This window comes from Stenotrophomonas sp. 96582_Sma, from assembly GCF_056480905.1.
This window is the reverse complement of sequence record NZ_CM151122.1, coordinates 1,384,979-1,399,246: the sequence shown is the minus strand read 5'-3', so window position 1 is coordinate 1,399,246 and position 14,268 is coordinate 1,384,979. Positions and strand designations below refer to the sequence as shown.

The 14,268-nt window shown below is 65.2% G+C and carries 21 protein-coding genes; 1 reads left to right on the top strand and 20 read right to left on the bottom strand.

Going from position 1 to position 14,268, the window contains the following annotated elements:
- Window positions 1-109 precede the first annotated feature (109 nt).
- The 18 genes from ACZK2R_RS06530 to ACZK2R_RS06445 all read right to left on the bottom strand — a co-directional run bounded on the left by ACZK2R_RS06530 (window position 110) and on the right by ACZK2R_RS06445 (window position 12,735).
- On the bottom strand, window positions 110-469 hold the full coding sequence (locus tag ACZK2R_RS06530) for a hypothetical protein (protein WP_180844233.1): 360 nt from the start codon (window positions 467-469) through the stop codon (window positions 110-112).
- A gap of 156 nt (window positions 470-625) precedes the next feature.
- Window positions 626-1,606 (bottom strand): hypothetical protein, encoded by a 981-nt coding sequence (locus ACZK2R_RS06525; RefSeq protein WP_478487902.1) that lies wholly within the window; start codon window positions 1,604-1,606, stop codon window positions 626-628.
- 2 nt (window positions 1,607-1,608) lie between these two features.
- On the bottom strand, window positions 1,609-1,782 hold the full coding sequence (locus ACZK2R_RS06520; RefSeq protein WP_478487901.1) for a hypothetical protein: 174 nt from the start codon (window positions 1,780-1,782) through the stop codon (window positions 1,609-1,611).
- Window positions 1,779-2,231: a phage tail terminator protein gene (locus ACZK2R_RS06515; RefSeq protein ID WP_478487899.1), complete on the bottom strand. Its 453-nt coding sequence runs from the start codon at window positions 2,229-2,231 to the stop codon at window positions 1,779-1,781. The genes ACZK2R_RS06520 and ACZK2R_RS06515 overlap by 4 nt, the downstream gene beginning before the upstream one ends.
- Window positions 2,228-2,734 (bottom strand): DUF1320 domain-containing protein, encoded by a 507-nt coding sequence (locus ACZK2R_RS06510; protein WP_180844229.1) that lies wholly within the window; start codon window positions 2,732-2,734, stop codon window positions 2,228-2,230. Before ACZK2R_RS06510 ends, ACZK2R_RS06515 begins: the two co-directional genes overlap by 4 nt.
- Window positions 2,734-3,090, bottom strand: a complete 357-nt coding sequence (locus ACZK2R_RS06505; RefSeq protein ID WP_478487898.1) for a hypothetical protein — start codon at window positions 3,088-3,090, stop codon at window positions 2,734-2,736. The genes ACZK2R_RS06510 and ACZK2R_RS06505 overlap by 1 nt, the downstream gene beginning before the upstream one ends.
- Window positions 3,091-3,158: 68 nt before the next feature.
- Entirely contained in the window at window positions 3,159-4,052 is an 894-nt protein-coding gene (locus ACZK2R_RS06500) for a Mu-like prophage major head subunit gpT family protein (protein WP_189719800.1), read from the bottom strand.
- Window positions 4,053-4,089: 37 nt separating this feature from the next.
- Window positions 4,090-4,497, bottom strand: a complete 408-nt coding sequence (locus tag ACZK2R_RS06495) for a hypothetical protein (protein ID WP_478487897.1) — start codon at window positions 4,495-4,497, stop codon at window positions 4,090-4,092.
- 32 nt (window positions 4,498-4,529) lie between these two features.
- A complete protein-coding gene (locus ACZK2R_RS06490; RefSeq protein WP_478487895.1) occupies window positions 4,530-5,657 on the bottom strand; it encodes a phage protease in 1,128 nt (375 codons plus the stop codon).
- 258 nt (window positions 5,658-5,915) lie between these two features.
- Entirely contained in the window at window positions 5,916-6,467 is a 552-nt protein-coding gene (locus ACZK2R_RS06485) for a phage virion morphogenesis protein (RefSeq protein ID WP_478487893.1), read from the bottom strand.
- A 138-nt stretch (window positions 6,468-6,605) separates the two neighbouring features.
- Window positions 6,606-7,841: a PBECR2 nuclease fold domain-containing protein gene (locus ACZK2R_RS06480; RefSeq protein ID WP_478488029.1), complete on the bottom strand. Its 1,236-nt coding sequence runs from the start codon at window positions 7,839-7,841 to the stop codon at window positions 6,606-6,608.
- Window positions 7,798-9,381, bottom strand: a complete 1,584-nt coding sequence (locus tag ACZK2R_RS06475; protein WP_478487892.1) for a DUF935 domain-containing protein — start codon at window positions 9,379-9,381, stop codon at window positions 7,798-7,800. Before ACZK2R_RS06475 ends, ACZK2R_RS06480 begins: the two co-directional genes overlap by 44 nt.
- The gene (locus tag ACZK2R_RS06470; protein WP_478487891.1) at window positions 9,375-10,943 is read right to left on the bottom strand and encodes a hypothetical protein; all 1,569 of its coding nucleotides are present in this window, start codon (window positions 10,941-10,943) and stop codon (window positions 9,375-9,377) included. Before ACZK2R_RS06470 ends, ACZK2R_RS06475 begins: the two co-directional genes overlap by 7 nt.
- Window positions 10,940-11,518, bottom strand: a complete 579-nt coding sequence (locus ACZK2R_RS06465; RefSeq protein WP_100552825.1) for a phage protein Gp27 family protein — start codon at window positions 11,516-11,518, stop codon at window positions 10,940-10,942. The genes ACZK2R_RS06470 and ACZK2R_RS06465 overlap by 4 nt, the downstream gene beginning before the upstream one ends.
- 5 nt (window positions 11,519-11,523) lie before the next feature.
- Window positions 11,524-11,829 carry a VpaChn25_0724 family phage protein gene (locus tag ACZK2R_RS06460; RefSeq protein WP_049436663.1) on the bottom strand — a complete coding sequence of 102 codons (306 nt, stop codon included), beginning with the start codon at window positions 11,827-11,829 and terminating at the stop codon, window positions 11,524-11,526.
- Window positions 11,829-12,107 (bottom strand): hypothetical protein, encoded by a 279-nt coding sequence (locus ACZK2R_RS06455; RefSeq protein ID WP_219630898.1) that lies wholly within the window; start codon window positions 12,105-12,107, stop codon window positions 11,829-11,831. The genes ACZK2R_RS06460 and ACZK2R_RS06455 overlap by 1 nt, the downstream gene beginning before the upstream one ends.
- Window positions 12,104-12,217: a TraR/DksA C4-type zinc finger protein gene (locus tag ACZK2R_RS06450; protein ID WP_425507543.1), complete on the bottom strand. Its 114-nt coding sequence runs from the start codon at window positions 12,215-12,217 to the stop codon at window positions 12,104-12,106. The genes ACZK2R_RS06455 and ACZK2R_RS06450 overlap by 4 nt, the downstream gene beginning before the upstream one ends.
- A 263-nt stretch (window positions 12,218-12,480) precedes the next feature.
- Complete coding sequence (locus ACZK2R_RS06445; protein ID WP_478487889.1) at window positions 12,481-12,735, bottom strand: hypothetical protein; 255 nt, start codon at window positions 12,733-12,735, stop codon at window positions 12,481-12,483.
- On the opposite strand from ACZK2R_RS06445, the gene ACZK2R_RS06440 reads away from it, so the two are divergent.
- Window positions 12,719-13,051 (top strand): hypothetical protein, encoded by a 333-nt coding sequence (locus tag ACZK2R_RS06440; RefSeq protein WP_478487888.1) that lies wholly within the window; start codon window positions 12,719-12,721, stop codon window positions 13,049-13,051. The two genes, ACZK2R_RS06445 and ACZK2R_RS06440, sit on opposite strands and share 17 nt — an antisense overlap.
- A gap of 113 nt (window positions 13,052-13,164) precedes the next feature.
- Here ACZK2R_RS06440 and ACZK2R_RS06435 read toward each other — a convergent pair whose 3' ends face one another.
- A complete protein-coding gene (locus tag ACZK2R_RS06435; RefSeq protein WP_478487886.1) occupies window positions 13,165-13,854 on the bottom strand; it encodes a transglycosylase SLT domain-containing protein in 690 nt (229 codons plus the stop codon).
- Window positions 13,851-14,171: a hypothetical protein gene (locus tag ACZK2R_RS06430; protein WP_180837787.1), complete on the bottom strand. Its 321-nt coding sequence runs from the start codon at window positions 14,169-14,171 to the stop codon at window positions 13,851-13,853. The genes ACZK2R_RS06435 and ACZK2R_RS06430 overlap by 4 nt, the downstream gene beginning before the upstream one ends.
- Between the last annotated feature and the right edge of the window lie 97 nt (window positions 14,172-14,268).

The following is a 14,268-nucleotide window of genomic DNA, read 5'->3' as shown; positions in this document are numbered from 1 at the left end:
CTCGGCGGCTCCTCGCCGCCGCCCCCGTCGCGCAGAAAGTCCGCCGCGCTGACGGCGCCGTCAGGTTCATGGTTCCTGTCAGCGCCGTCAGTGCGTGGACCCTTCCCAATCAGCGCCCGCGCGACGGCTTCGAGTTTTTTACGTGCGCCCGGCCGAACTGGTCGAAGTAGGCGCCGATGATGGCCGGCTGCAGGAAGGCGTAGAACGGGCCATCGAAAACTTCCTTGATCGCGGCTTCGCCCTCGATGGGCTTGCCGTCTGCATCACCCAGGCCAGCGACGCTGACCAGGATCTTGCGCAGGTACTCCTCATCCTCAACGGGGTTGTCCTGGATGGCTTTGATTTCTTCGCGCACCAGGATTTTGACCTGGCACTGGATGGTGCCGGTGACGAAAACGTTGGGCTGGTCGGTGGGGATGCGCAGTTCCACCGGCAGGTGCACGGTGTTGGTTCGGGCGAGACGGAGCATGGGAAAGTCCTTGGGAAGTGGTTAAACAGCCCCTTGATCGGGGACAGGTCCACTTTGCCCAGGCACAGCCGCCGTTCGGGACTAAAGCGCTTCACTGAAAAAGAAAGGCCCCGCACAGTGGCGGGGCCGTTGGGAGTGTAGCGCAGTGCCTGCGAATTACGGCGGCGTGCTGTCGCCGAATTCGATATACAGCTCATCGCCGCCAGCGTCGCTGGCAACGCAGGGGCCAGTGAGCTCCCAGCCGTAGTCGCCATCAATCTCGACTTCGTTGATGTTCTCGATCTGGCCGCGAATGCCCAGCTCGCTGTAGAGCTTGCTCTTTTCGGTCAGGCGCAGCGCAACCTCCAGGACGCCGGCCGAGTCGCGCACTGCCCACGGATTGAAGTCAGCCAGGGCCGTCTTGGCCAGGCGCAGCGTCCAGGTCGGGGCGCGGTCGCTGATGCCGCTTTCCTTGTGGCTGGTGTACTCCTTCGACGTGATCGTGTTGCCCACGTCCACCGAGAGGGACTTGGCCCACACGATCAGGCCCGCCCCGCCATCAACCGTGACCGTGGTGCGGGTGTTGTCCGCGCGCGCGACGGTGGGCACCACGGCGGTGGTGGTGATGTTGGGCAGAGCGTCCTCGGCGATGGTGTCGTAGTCGCCCTGGATGCGGATGTTGCCCTTGAAGCGCTCGCCAACGGCCAGTGCCAGGTTGGTGAGGTTGTGACGTGCGGCGCCGATCTGCTTGACCGTGCCGGCATGCCAGAACTTGGCATCAGAGATCGGGATGTTCGCGCTGATCGGGTTGTAGCGCGTGGTTTTCGCAACGGCATCCTTGACGGCGGTCATGCCAGCGGGCAGCAACAGCGGCGCACAGACGGCATCGGAGTCAGCCGCTGCACCCGGCTTGCTCGGCGGGAACAGCTCAAACTCGCCCTCAATGAAGGCGCGCTTGGCACCGACTGCGAAGGGCTGACCGGTCAGGAACGGTCGATCCACCGGGCGTTCGATCTTGTCGAACTCGGTGCCGCTGCTGCCGTTGAACAGCAGCACGCCGTCGGCGGCGGCGGTGGGGACAATCGGCACCGAGGCCGATGCACGCAGCGCCAGGGCCAGGCCGCGACGCTTGAAGGATTCCAGGTTGGGCTGGGCCATGGTCAGTTCTCGGGTGAGGTTGCAGAGGAGCGACGCGAGCGGTTCTGGCTCGATGCCGGCGGTGGCGGCGGCTCGGGTGCTGGAGCGAGTTCGGCGGGCAGTACGGACTCATCCACGAGCTGGCCATCGATCACGCGCCAGGCACCGCCGCTGGTGGGGGTGTGCTTGGTAGTCATGGGAGTGGTGTGTGTTGTGTGCGGTAGTTGGTGACGAATACCTGCTGGTTGACCAGCCAGCCGGCGCGGTACTTCTCATCACGACCAGCCTGGAAGCTGAGCGCATCGAACGCATCGACTGGGGTCCAGCCGATCAGCGCTTTGCGGACGCCTGGAATGACTTGCTCATCCATCTGGCGGCGCGCGCCGCTGCCACTGGCCTGGCCGCTGAAGTTGCGCACCATCAGGACCACGCGCAACGTGACATCCACGTTCTGGATGTGCTGATCGCCCGTGTACCGGGGCCGTCCGCCAATCTCGGCTGACGTTACGTAGGCGGCACAATCCTTGGCTGGCTGCTGTTCCAGGGCCGTGTCCAGGTCGGCCGCATCGCCGACCTGGAGCAATGCCTGGACGTGTTCCCGCAACCGCTCCAGGACGGGCGTGACCGGGAACGGCCCGACAGTCACGGCCGGCCCTCGCGGCCGAACACTTTGTTGCCGGCATGGAAGATGAATTCCCCTGCAGAGCCGGTGGACGTGGTCGGATCTTCGATGCCCAGGTGGAACTTTTCCTGTGCCGTTTCCTGCAGCAGTCGAATCGCGTCACGGTAGTCACGCACGATGGGATCGGTGCGCTCGTCCGTCTGGCGATCAGGGTGCAGCAGGTAGCGCGTGATGCTGCGCGACCAAACGGCCAGCAGCGGCACGGCCTTGGCCAGCGGCAATCTGTAGCGCCGTGCCAGGTAGCCGTCGATGATCGCATCTGCCTGACGGGTGGCCTCCTTGATGCGCTCCAGGGCCGCATCCGCCTTGGCCACCTCGCTTGGCGGGAAGGCGCTGCGATCCCCCCCACGCAACGTGGCATCCATCAGCTCGGAGGCAACCGGGCGCTCATCGCGCCCACCCGCCACCTGGGACAGTTCCAGCGCCCCTGGGAGCTCGGCCAGTTGCGTGAGGGTGACGTAGGCCATTACGCGCCGGCCTCCAGCGCTGCCTCGATCAAGCCCACGCGATCAGCTGCCGACTGGTTCGCCCAGGCTTCCTCGGCCAGGCCAGAGGCAGTGCGGGCACGAGTCTCGGCGTCTTCCCACTTGCGCTTGGCATTGCCGGACTTGGTTGCCTTGCGTTCGCGGGCCAGAGCCAGCTCGTTGGGGTCGCCCGACGCTGGCAGCTCCGTCACGATCAGCTCGGGGTCGCTGTTGATCGCGTCAAGCTGTTTCTTGTCCAGGTCATCCACATGCACTGTCCGGCCCTGCCGGGTGAAGTGCATGCCGGCACGCCAGCGGCCACGCTCCAGGCGGGCCTTTACCAGGATCTGTTCGGCCATGGGCCGCTCCTTCTGTATTCGGGGAAGTTACGACCGGCACCCCTGCGGTGCCGGTCAGTGGTCGAGGCTCAGAGCAACCAGGCGCTGTCCATCGCCTCAACAACGCCCTTCATCACGTTGTCAGTGCCGGCGATCTGGTTGGCGGTGAGGATCTTGGCGGCCTTGAACTTGTCGTTCGGCACGCACACCAGCAGATCCGGCACCAGGCCCAGCGGACGGCCGTGGTCGCCCGTGCGCGAGGTGAAGGCGGTATAGGCTGCCTGCAGGTTCTCCTCGGTCAGCGGCTTGTTGCAGGCGTAGGCCATCTGCCAGAAACCGAAACCGACGTTGCGGCGGCAATCGGCGCCGTAGCGGAATTCCTTCTTGTTGAACACGCCCTCATCGGTATCCGTGTCCATGGAAACGAACTGCGGCGGCTTGCGGTTCTGGAAGATGATCGGCTTGAGTGCGCGCTTGGTGCACAGCAGATACCAGTAGGCACCATTGCCGCCCGAGTCCACGTTGCTCTGGACCGTTTCCTTGCCGTCCTTGTCCAGCACCGGGTGATCGGTGTCGAAGAAATTCTGGCCGTCGTAACAGGCGGTGGAGATGCCGTTCTTCAGCAGCTCGAACGTCAGCTGGTCCGGCTGTGCGCCGACCGACTCGCCCATGCTCTGCATGAGCGGGCTGTAGATGCCGAGGTTGTCATCCTCGATGTCATCCTTGTCCACGCCGACAGTCAGCTCATACGGCTTGTTCTTGATGGTGTAGCCATGGTTCTGCAGGCCATGCACCACGCGTTCGCCGATCCATTCGCGCACGTTGGGCAGCTTGCCCAGCCAGCCGTACTCGTTGGACTTGGTGGTGGACGGCACCACCGTGGCAATGCGCTGGAACTGGGAGGGTGCCTGGCCGAGGCCAGCGTTGAATGCTGCGTTGAAGGCGACGTACAGCGTGGAAAGATTGCCGCGATTGACGATCATGGGATTGTCCTGGTGATAGGGGAACGGATGGGCCGGCTCAGCCGACCACGATCCACACGCCGGCCGCATCCACGTCCAGGACGACACCAGCGCGCTTACGGGCGCCGCTGTTGTCAGTCTTGGCCACGGTCTGGTCATCGACGATGTAGGCAGTTGCGCCGATGTCGGCGCGGGCGATGGCATCAGCGCCAGCACTGTTGTCGAAACGGAAGCCGGTGCCGCGCTCGCATTCGACGGTCTCGCCTTCGGCAGTGCCGGTGACGGAGCGGAGTGCAACGCCGACTGCGTCACCGGAGCCGGCAGTGCCTGCCGGCACTGCGTTGCCGTTGGTGGCCAGCAGCGCAATCAGCGTGCCCGCATGGAGCGCGATGCCGGGGTTGGAGGGATGGCCGACACGATGTGCGTCCCGGCGCGGGGTGTTGCGAGCCTGGGTGGCTGCGCTCATAGCGGACTCCGGTGAGAGGTGAGGTGTAGTGCTCAGGCCGTGGCCTGGGCGGTGTCCTTCTTGGATTTCGCGAAGGCTTCGGGGGTGACGCCGGTAGCGCTGCAGACGGCCATTTCAGCCGCGTCCAGGCCATGCTCGTTGGTCGCGCCGGCCGGCTTCTGGCCTCCGGTCTGCGTACCGCCCAGGGCTGCGATCGGAGCGGCCTTGTCCAGGTAGGACGACAGCGCGGCCAGGTTCTGCTTGCCCAGGTCGGTGGCCCAGTCCTTCATGCCCGGCAGCAAACGCCCATCAGCCAGGCCACCCTCAACCAGCGCGCTGACCTTGTCAGCGGTGCGCTCGGCAGACAGAGCGGCGACCTGGGCGCGCACTTCTTCCAGGGCGGCGATGGGGACGAACTTGGCCGGGTCCGGGGTGGCGGTGGCCTGGGTCTTGAGGGCACTGCAGGCCGCAACGGCCGGCTCGCCCTCGGCGCCCAGCTCGGCCTGCAGTCGGCGCAGCACGCCCAGGCTGGTGGTCAGGGAACTGCAGGCGGCGATGGCGTCCGCTTCGGAGGTGGTTTCGGGCAGGCCCAGGGCAGCCAGGAAGGCTTTGAGCAACGGGTTCATGGAGGTTTCCTTGTCAGGATCGATGTCGTGGGCAAAGCAAGCCGCTGCGCGCAGCTCCATGGCCTGCATGCCGTCGATGGCGGGGTCATTGGTGAAGGCGGCCATCTGCATGGCCAGCACCTCGCCGGTGGTCTTGTCGTAGAGGAACACCGGAGAGACATAGCGATAGGCGCCGGTTCGGATCTGCTCCGCAGCCTGGGGAGTCAGCTCGGTGGTGGCCCAGAGGCCAGATCCCTCGCGCCATTGCAGCGCACGCATCCAGGCAGCGGCCGGCGCGGGCTGCCCGTTGGTTTCTTTGTGCAGGGTCTGGTGTTCGTAATCGACCACTGCCGGGTTGACGCGAGCGTTGAAGCGCTCGATCACGCGAGCCGCCACCGAGGCGTCGATGTACCAGGCGGGGACATCCATCTTTCGCCCGTCGCTGGGCTTGAAGTGACCGGCAGGGGTCAGTTGGATGGAGATGATGCGGTCATCGCCTACGGCGTCGGCCTGCAGCTGGAAGCTGCAGGCAGCCAGGGCAACGGCGGTATGGAGGCGGCGGGCGGGCTGATTCATCCCCGCCAGATTCGCCGCCCTCGATCAGGCGGCGGGACTAAAGCCCTTCACTGATTTCCGGGCGTGGCCCGATGGGCGGGATGTCGGCAGGGACTCTACACCGGACCGGGTGATTTTTGTCCCTCGCCGGGGTGGTCACTTGAACAGCCGCCTTCAATGGCGTTTGAAAGGCGTTTAAATCGACCGCCGCTGCCCGTTGGGGGTGAGCCATGGACGGTGGCCGCGCCCAGGGGGCCTCCACGGGCCGTACAGGCCGTTTTAGGCGGGGGTCAATCCAGCGGGGTCCGCGTCCAGTTCCAGCCACGCGACGGCCAGGCGTTCGATGCTCTGCTCATCCTCGGCGCTCAAGCCCATGAAGGGACGGGCCGGCAATCCAGGATGATTCACCTTGGCCACGAACGCGGGTCCGTCCTTGCCATCCTTTCCTGAGCGCGTCTGCATGCCGGGCCAGTAAAGCGCCTTTCCGTTCTTTGCTCGGATCTCGTATGGCTTGGTGCCTTCCTGGTGCCAGCGCGCCTGCTTGGAATCGGCGCGGATCTCCACCCAGTCAGGGCCCGACAACGGGTGGATGCCGTCACGGGTGCGGCGGGTATCGTTGAGCGGGGTCCGGCCCGATCCATCGGCCAGCGGCTGCCAGGCAACGCCGTCCGGCCCAATGCCGGTATCGAATCGGGCCTGTGTGCTCTCAGTCAGATCCTCGCCAACCTGGGCCATCAGGCCCGACAGGTTGACGCTGCGCTCCAGGAGACGGGCAAACCACTGTTCGGCCTGCCGCGCATCGATAGTGAGAATCAGGGGTTCATTGGCCATGGTATTCTCCGCAAACGGGCCGGGGCCAAGCCGCCCCCGGCGTAGCGGCTCCGCCGCAATCCTTCCACAGGGTGGGCCAGCCCCCGAGGCCCTGCAGGAAGCGCCGCAGAGCGGACTGGCGCGTCTGTAGGCAAAGGCTCATTCCTCCGGCCGTCCCCATACCAGCAACCCCTGTCGCGAACGCGGCTGAGCCTTGCTGCCACGGAAGAAGTCGAACGATCCCCACACCCCGCCTGGCAACACCTCGGCAATCACTGTCAGGGCGTAGCGCTTCTGCGCGCCGCCTTCGGACTCGGTAACTTCGATCCGCTTGACGTAGTAGCGGCGCAGGCCGAGCTGGCCAGCCTCGTTGCGGGCGAAGTTGGCCCACACCTCAAACGGGCTCTGGATCGTCTCGGCCAGCAGCGGCAGATACTTCTCCCGACCATCCAGGCGTGACGGCTTCTCCAGCCAGTGCTCAATCACCTGGTCGGTAAGCAGCACCTCGGCCCCGGATGGATCGGTAAGGGTGGCAGTGCGGCCGTACAGTTCCTGCCAGGCCTGGCGCACCTGTTGAGGATCACGAATACCCGTGGGCAGCGGCCGCGCAATCGCAGCGTCCAGTGGAACCTGAGCGGGACGCCCGTAGTCCTCGGCGCTTCGCCCTGGCACCTCCGACCACTTTGCCGCTGCATCCTTGGCAAGCATGCTGTCGGCGATGTGGCGGCCGCTGGCAGCGTGGCCGACGTGATAGGCCCACTCCGGTGGCGGGTCGCCCTGGATGGGCGCTGGCGGCTCGCTGACCTTCCAGCCCATGGCCTTCATCTTCGCGGCCGATACGCCAAACACCGTGCAGTGACAGCCCCAGCCATTCGGCGTGTAGTGCGTGTCCCACCAGGGATGGTCGGACGGCAGGATGACGCCATCCCACGCCTTGTGCTGCTCGCGCGGGTTGCGCACGGTGTTGTGCTTGTAACGCAGGAACGGGAAATTCTTGAGCGTCTCCCAGCGGCCAGCCTGGTACGCCGTTCGCAGGTTGGTGTGGTAGATGGTCGCGGTGCGCCAGGCCTGACCGCCGGGGCTGCCTTCGCCGGTCCAGCCATGCCATCCGTTGCGCTGGACAATGTCCTGGAAGCGAGCGCGGAAATCTTCCAGCGTCTCGCCCTGGGCGATGGCCGCATCCACCGCTTCGCGCAGATCGGTCAACAGCGCATCGCGCGTGGCGCCGGCAACTACAAACGCCCGAGCGTGCTGCCCGTGCATCAGGTCATCCCACCGCCGCGTCGGAAGGTTCACCTTCCCGCGAAAGTAGCGCTCCGCCTCGGGCATGCTCCCGAAGTTGCCCCGGATCTCAGCCACGGCTTTCGTCCAGGGCGTCGAGCATGCCCGCTGCACCCGCAATAGCCAGTGCGTGCTGCATGGCCTGGCCGAACTGCGCCACGCTCAGGTTGGGCAGGAGAGCCAGCAGGCCATCGCGGATCTGCTCCAGATCCTGGGCGCCGTCCACCAGCTCGCGGATCGCGCCTACCCACTCGGCCACCACAGGGTCGAGCTCGGTGGCCACCAGCCGCGCCAACTGGTCCTCGCGGTCGCGCGACGACACCGAGACGGGCTGGGCGGCCGCTGCCGTAGTCCGCACACTGCTCAACGCCACCTGATCCGTTACTGCGGGAGCTTGCCCCAGCATCGGCTCATCTTCGCCGGCTTCGGGGATGCCCAGCTCGGTATGCGCCCAGGCGCATGGGATCTTCATACCCATGGCGACCAGCGGGGGCAGTGCCGTGGCGTAAGTGCCGATGTCCTTGATCTCGGCCAGGTCGAACACCAGGCGCGGGCAGCGACGGTAGTCCCCCGGTCGCACCAGCCCGTTGAGCACTGCCAGCGGGTAGATCAGGTCACGCGACAGCGTGCTGGCCAGCTGGCCAGCATCGGCATCCTTGATTTCCTTGCGCACTTCGTTGTGCACCGTTCCCAGCGCATTGGTGCTGGTCTTACCATCGGCCTGGCTGGTCAGCGTGCCGCCCAGGATGGCCTTGCTCTGGCTGCGCTCGCACCAGTTCATCATCAGCTCAAAGGCCTGGGGATCACCCTCAGCAACAGCGGGGAACTCCATGCTCATCCCCTCGGGGATGATGCCGGCCGCGTTGTGGCCGATTTCCATCAACGCGCGCAGCAGTGACATTTTCTCGCGGTCGGACGCTCCTGGCGGGTACTTGCCGATCCGCATCGGGATGCCGTAGACCTCCAGGAACTCGGCCAGGTCGCCGACGGCATAGTTCTTGAACAGGTACGGCCACACCAGCACGCGGAACAGCGCAGCGCGCTCCAGGTAGCCGCTCTTGGCCTTGTGGGTGTGGGTGATCCAGCCGAACTGGCGCAACGGTTCGCCCTCGCCGGTTCCGTTGCGTAGACGGATCTCCTGGCGATAGCCGCGGTGCAGCTGAAACCAGGACTGCGGTCGATGGGTGATGGACTTCGGCAGCCACTCCTGGGAACTGCGGTCCCATTCGATTTCCAGATTGGCGAAACCCTTACCGATGGCGTCGGTGGTATCGAACACGACTCCATCGAAGTCATCGATAGCCAGCACCATCGCCTGCAGCTGCTCGGCGGCGTTCTTCTCGGCTGCACTGGGGTTGGGCGGTGCGCTGATCTTGAACGGCAATCCGGAGACGGCACGGCGGCGCTTGGACATCTCCGAGAAAACGTGGGCGTCGCGCTCCTCGATGTCTTCAAACAGCTCGTATTGGCGGATCAAATCGCCCTGTTCTGCCGCCAGGAGAATCGAGGCCAGACGGCTGGGCGTGAGGCCGCGCGAGGGATGTCCCTGAAACTCGCGCTGCAGCGAATTCGCGTGCGCGGTCTGCGGCTGTGCCAGATCGGCCACGGTAAAGGGTTGGCCATCGGGGCCAAGAATGCGGGTTTGGGTCACCATGCTTGCGGTTCCGGCAGATTGAATTCGTCGTCCTCTGGACGCTCGTGCCCGTGGTTGGCCACGGAATCAAAGCCGCGCACTGAGCGCGGCACAGGGGTCCAGTCCATCTCTGCGCCTGGATGGCGGCTGGCGTAGTACATGAGGGCAACTGCGATAGCCGAGTCGCCATGGCGCTGGCCACCATCGCGCCCAGTGGTCCGCTCGGGCACCCTGGCCACACCCTTGATGACTCGCACCACGCGAAGGTCTGCCATCGTGTCCTTGTCGCGCGGCAGCGAAATGGTGTTGTCCTCAAATGCCTTCTTGACTGGTGGCATGTGCTCGCGATACCAGCCCTCGGTGGCCATCACCAGCGCCACCCGGCTATAGCCGAATTCCTGGGCGAGGAACTCAGAGACGGCGCTACCATTGCCGCGAGCATCCACTGCAGCTTTGACGAACCTGGGCAAACGGTGAATGACGAACTTTGCCACTTGCTCCTGTTGGCGATGCGGCATGTTGCGCAGTTCCAGAATGAACGGAACTTTGCGCGCCAGCGTCTGGGTGATCTGCGCAGGCACCATCACAGTGAGATCGCCCGTCCGGCCGAAGTCCTGGCCATAGACGCTCTGTAGCTCAGGGTCCAGCTTGTCCAGATGTGGTCCAACTTCGTCATCCAGCCACGTCTGCACTGCCTCCCATCGGACGTGATCGCTTTCCTGTTCAAAACCGATTGGGCAGGTGTAGCGCAGCACCGGGGCATCGGTCATACGCGCTTCAATCAGCGCTGCACTGAGCCATGCGCCACTGCCCTGCGACGGGATGCAGTCCAGTTCCTCGGCGGCGGCATCGCCATAGGTGCCATACACCTCGGCGATAAACTCTTCCTCGGCTTCCTGTGACCAGGCTTTGCCCAGGCGCATACAGACACGGCGGTAAAGGCCTTCTTCGACGGCCTCACGGAAAGGCACGCGGTGGATCGATCCGCGACGACCACCCGCGCGGATCTCCTCGATCAGCTCATTGAATGCGTTGTCATGGCCATCATGGGTGGAGATGAGGCGAACTTTTCCGCCCCACACCAGGAACGCAACAGCTGCCTTGAGCAGCTCCTGCAGATCATCGACGAATGCGGCTTCGTCGCCCACCAGCACGCCCTGGCGACCACGCAACTTGCGCGGCCGGCTGGCCAGTGCAGTGATCTTGAATCCACTCTCCGGAAAGCGAATGGTGAAGGTCTTGATGTGCTTGTCATCTTCCTCCTCATCCCAAAAGCCTTCCTCCACCAGTCCGGCCGCATAGTTGAACGCCTTGGCCCACATGGCGCAGGCCTGGATGTATTCCTCGGTCATTTCCTTGTCGGTGCCGAGGTAGTACACGTTCTGACCGCCCGCACCCTTTGCGCTGGCGGCAATCAGAACGTCGTCGGCAGCCTCCGCCCAGGTGATGCCGGTACGGCGTCCCTTTTCCATAACCTTGAGGTTGGCGGGATCGGCGATCCAGCGCTGCTGATACGGCATCAGTGCCGCAGGCACGTCGGCGGCGGCAGTGTTCGGAACAAGCTGGCGGGCGTTCTCACTCATTCGGTGCGGATTCCCAGGATCTGAGAGCGAATGTCGGCGGCGGCAGCGGCGGACAGCCCGCCGCTCTTGACCACCTTCTCCAGCTTGGCGGCCTGCTCGCGCACCATGGCATCGCGCGCTTCCTGCATGATGGCGCGCCGCACATTGACGCTCACGCGCTGGGTGTCCATCGCGTCCTTGGCAGCGCGGGCCAGTTTGCGGATCTCATCAATGCTCACGTCCTCCTTTTCGTGAGCCCGCAGCGCCGCATTGGTGGCCAGGGTGGTGATGGCTTGGCCGAGGAGCGCGCCAGCCTTCTCGCCCACACCTTCGCCCAGCTCGCCCACCACAGCCTGGGACACTGCCTCAATCTCCCGCATGCGAGCCGTCAGCTCAGCAAACCCCGCACCATAGCGATGCAGGGCGGAGCGCGAGATGTCGGCCGCAGGCTGTCCTGGGAACTGCTGTTGCAGTGCCTCGATCATCTCGGCCAGCGTGAGGCGATCTTCGCGCAACAGCTTCTCGATGAACGTGCGTTGTTCTGCGGGCAGGCGCTGAATGCTGGACTTGCCGCGACGGCGTGGTGTGGTGCTCATCGTCGTTACCGGGGGCTGGGGCGGCTGACACCGGGCACACTGGCCATGCCACGCGAAACGTCGTGACCGCGAGCGCTCAGCTCAGCAACCATCACGCCCGGCACGGGCTCATCAACGCGCACCAGCGATTGCTCGCTCAGCCAGGTCAGGTCGGTCAGCACGTCATCGCGGCTGGCGGCCACGGCCAGGACGTTGAGGCCGGCATGCAGGACCGAACTGTTGGCGCGGTAGCCGTTCTGTTCCGAGAGCAGCCGCAGCAACACCAGGCGGCGGTCCTCGCGGTGGCGCTCCGCAAAGGTCTTGTGGGACATCAGTCTTTCTCCATGAGGTGTTCTTGGACGGTTTCGAGCATGCGATTGGTGGCGGCTGCCATGCCCTCCAATCGGGCAATTCGGTCAAACAGTTCGCCGGTTTCCTTGTGGGTCAGGTGGTGTGCGTGCTGAACCTCTAGTTTCGTGACTCGATCAGCCAGGCCGGAGTGGCGCCACCACAGCACCACACCGACCAGGAGGTTGAGCGCGACCAGTCCAGCAACCAGCACCAACAGCCCAACCACGATTGACGCATCCCATGCGGCGGCGGCGATCATGGGCGGAATCCTGCGCCTGCGCAGGCGGTGCAATGGCGAGTGCCTGGCACTGCCTGCAGGCGACCGACTGGGACGATGGCGCCGCACTCCTCGCATTCGGTATCGCGCATCGGCTTGGGCGTTGGTTGAGGGGTGAACTGCGGGCGGCTGAGCCTGAAACGATCCCAGGCGCGTTCGGTTACTACGTCGGCCTGGTCAGCGTCGTCTGCCACTCGGGTGCCTCTTGCCTTGGATGATTTCAGTCAGGTCCACCGCCACGGCACGAAGCGTGGCCACGCGCCCTCGGTTGATGAGCCCTGCGTTGCCTGGCTGCCTGCTGCCGCTTTCGGCATCGCGAGCCATCTGCTCGTACTCGTTCCGCAAGCGGGTCAGGTCAGCGACCTTGATCGTGGGTTCCGCCTTCACGGGCACAGGCCTCCACGGGCAACTGCAGCTGGGTGACCGCTGTGCAGTACCAGCCCCAGGCGGTCGCCTCCCAGTCCGACACTGCCTGCGTCAGCCTTCGCTGCTGGTTGCGGCAGTCGTGGTACAGCGCCGCGACTTGGTCGTGATTCCCCAGCAGGGTTTCCCAGAGATCGTCCTTGGCTGCTGGCAGCTCCGGGCACTCGGCCTTGAGCGCTGCCGGCATCGGCGGGGCGGGCGGCTGGGGGAGCGGCGCCTGCGTTACTGCGGTTCCAGTGCTGCAGGACATCAGCCCCGGCGCGACCAGTGCGCAGATCAGGGCGATTACGCAGGAGCGAAGCGAGCGCCTCTTGCTGCTGCAGGTTGAATTGACGTTGGTTCTCACGGTCCAGCTCCTGGAGCTCGGCAATGTGGTTGAGGCGCTGGGTTGCGCGGTAGTAATTGGCGGTTGCCTGGGCCGATTGGGTCTGCAGCGTCTTGGCCGACTGCTGCAGTTGGCGCAGCTGCAGCTCCAGGCCCTCGCGCTGCTCGATGGCCGCTGATCCGGCTGCCCAGCGATGCCCCGTCGCAAACCCGATGCCGAGCAACGCGGCAACGGTCAGGCACAGCACCAACAGCAACGAGAGGAAGCGATAGGGGCGGGTCGGGTCTGCGATCAGGGGCATGTGGCCACCCCCGTCCAACCGGCTGCGAGATATGCCGGCTCCAGTGTCAGCAGGATGCGTTTCGGATAGCCGGTGTTCTCTCTGTGCGCCCACTCTGCTCGGGCGCGGAACGGCTCGACAGCCCGCCAGTCGTTTGCATCCGCACCGCTGGTGTACGCCAGCGCCCGCTCGCGGTTGAGCGCCTTTTCACCGCCGTTGTAGGCGCGGAAAGTAAAGGCCCACCGGCTGCAGCTGCTCATACGCCCCTGGCTGTACTCGGCGACCCGGTCGAATAGCCAACGGTCATACAGGGCGGCAGCCAGGATGGCCTGCTGCGGGTTCCAAGGATCGAATCCAGCCAGGTCGGTCGGATAGATCGTGGCGATCCAGCGCGCCGTGGACGGCATGAACTGGGCGATTCCCTGGGCACCCACAGGTGAGCGCGCATCAGCCCGAAACGCGGACTCCTGGTGCAGCTGTGCGGCCAGGCGCGCGGAGCTCGCATTGACGCCCCATGCGCGGGACGCTGCCTGTTCCACGCGATGCCGATACAAGGCGGATGCGGGGGCAACCTTGACGATTGCGCGGGCGGGTGCAGCTTCTGCCTTGCCGCAGATGGCCCACGTTGCGAGGGCCACAAGCACCAGGCAGACCGCGATGGCCAGGCGCAGGCCAGGATCGGGGCGGCCGTGCCGGGTCATCCGATCAACCCTGCCGCGATCATGGTCGCGGCGATCAGCGTCGCTCTCCGCGTTTGCGCCATGGATTTCTCGATGCCATCGAGATACCTGGGATCGGCGCCACGGAACAGGGTGAGGTCAACGCCGTGACCGATTACTGCTGCCATCGTCAGCTTGGCCGCTGCCCAGGCGTAGGAGGCCACCAGGATGGGATTGAGGATGGCCACGCTGGCCAGCAGGAACAGGCTCAGCGCCAGCCACAGCCAGATGTAGCCGATGCGGTCGAAGAGCGAGCCGAGGTAGGCGATGGCTCGGGTACGGCGATTGTTGGGTTCCATGTGCACTCCGCTGTTTGGGTAAGCGGGGTGCGTCCGTGCTGCGCACGTTGACCGTCCCCCGGTGCACACAGCTTCCGCGCGCGCGAAAGTGGACAGG

What these genes read in the sequence shown, in the direction of transcription:
- ACZK2R_RS06530 (WP_180844233.1), bottom strand. Translation starts at nt 469, where the DNA reads ATGCTCCGTCTCGCCCGAACCAACACCGTGCACCTGCCGGTGGAACTG.
- ACZK2R_RS06525 (WP_478487902.1), bottom strand. Translation starts at nt 1,606, where the DNA reads ATGGCCCAGCCCAACCTGGAATCCTTCAAGCGTCGCGGCCTGGCCCTG.
- ACZK2R_RS06520 (WP_478487901.1), bottom strand. Translation starts at nt 1,782, where the DNA reads ATGACTACCAAGCACACCCCCACCAGCGGCGGTGCCTGGCGCGTGATC.
- ACZK2R_RS06510 (WP_180844229.1), bottom strand. Translation starts at nt 2,734, where the DNA reads ATGGCCTACGTCACCCTCACGCAACTGGCCGAGCTCCCAGGGGCGCTG.
- ACZK2R_RS06505 (WP_478487898.1), bottom strand. Translation starts at nt 3,090, where the DNA reads ATGGCCGAACAGATCCTGGTAAAGGCCCGCCTGGAGCGTGGCCGCTGG.
- ACZK2R_RS06500 (WP_189719800.1), bottom strand. Translation starts at nt 4,052, where the DNA reads ATGATCGTCAATCGCGGCAATCTTTCCACGCTGTACGTCGCCTTCAAC.
- ACZK2R_RS06495 (WP_478487897.1), bottom strand. Translation starts at nt 4,497, where the DNA reads ATGAGCGCAGCCACCCAGGCTCGCAACACCCCGCGCCGGGACGCACAT.
- ACZK2R_RS06490 (WP_478487895.1), bottom strand. Translation starts at nt 5,657, where the DNA reads ATGAATCAGCCCGCCCGCCGCCTCCATACCGCCGTTGCCCTGGCTGCC.
- ACZK2R_RS06485 (WP_478487893.1), bottom strand. Translation starts at nt 6,467, where the DNA reads ATGGCCAATGAACCCCTGATTCTCACTATCGATGCGCGGCAGGCCGAA.
- ACZK2R_RS06475 (WP_478487892.1), bottom strand. Translation starts at nt 9,381, where the DNA reads ATGGTGACCCAAACCCGCATTCTTGGCCCCGATGGCCAACCCTTTACC.
- ACZK2R_RS06470 (WP_478487891.1), bottom strand. Translation starts at nt 10,943, where the DNA reads ATGAGTGAGAACGCCCGCCAGCTTGTTCCGAACACTGCCGCCGCCGAC.
- ACZK2R_RS06465 (WP_100552825.1), bottom strand. Translation starts at nt 11,518, where the DNA reads ATGAGCACCACACCACGCCGTCGCGGCAAGTCCAGCATTCAGCGCCTG.
- ACZK2R_RS06460 (WP_049436663.1), bottom strand. Translation starts at nt 11,829, where the DNA reads ATGTCCCACAAGACCTTTGCGGAGCGCCACCGCGAGGACCGCCGCCTG.
- ACZK2R_RS06455 (WP_219630898.1), bottom strand. Translation starts at nt 12,107, where the DNA reads ATGATCGCCGCCGCCGCATGGGATGCGTCAATCGTGGTTGGGCTGTTG.
- ACZK2R_RS06450 (WP_425507543.1), bottom strand. Translation starts at nt 12,217, where the DNA reads ATGCGCGATACCGAATGCGAGGAGTGCGGCGCCATCGTCCCAGTCGGT.
- ACZK2R_RS06445 (WP_478487889.1), bottom strand. Translation starts at nt 12,735, where the DNA reads ATGCCGGCAGCGCTCAAGGCCGAGTGCCCGGAGCTGCCAGCAGCCAAG.
- ACZK2R_RS06435 (WP_478487886.1), bottom strand. Translation starts at nt 13,854, where the DNA reads ATGACCCGGCACGGCCGCCCCGATCCTGGCCTGCGCCTGGCCATCGCG.
- ACZK2R_RS06430 (WP_180837787.1), bottom strand. Translation starts at nt 14,171, where the DNA reads ATGGAACCCAACAATCGCCGTACCCGAGCCATCGCCTACCTCGGCTCG.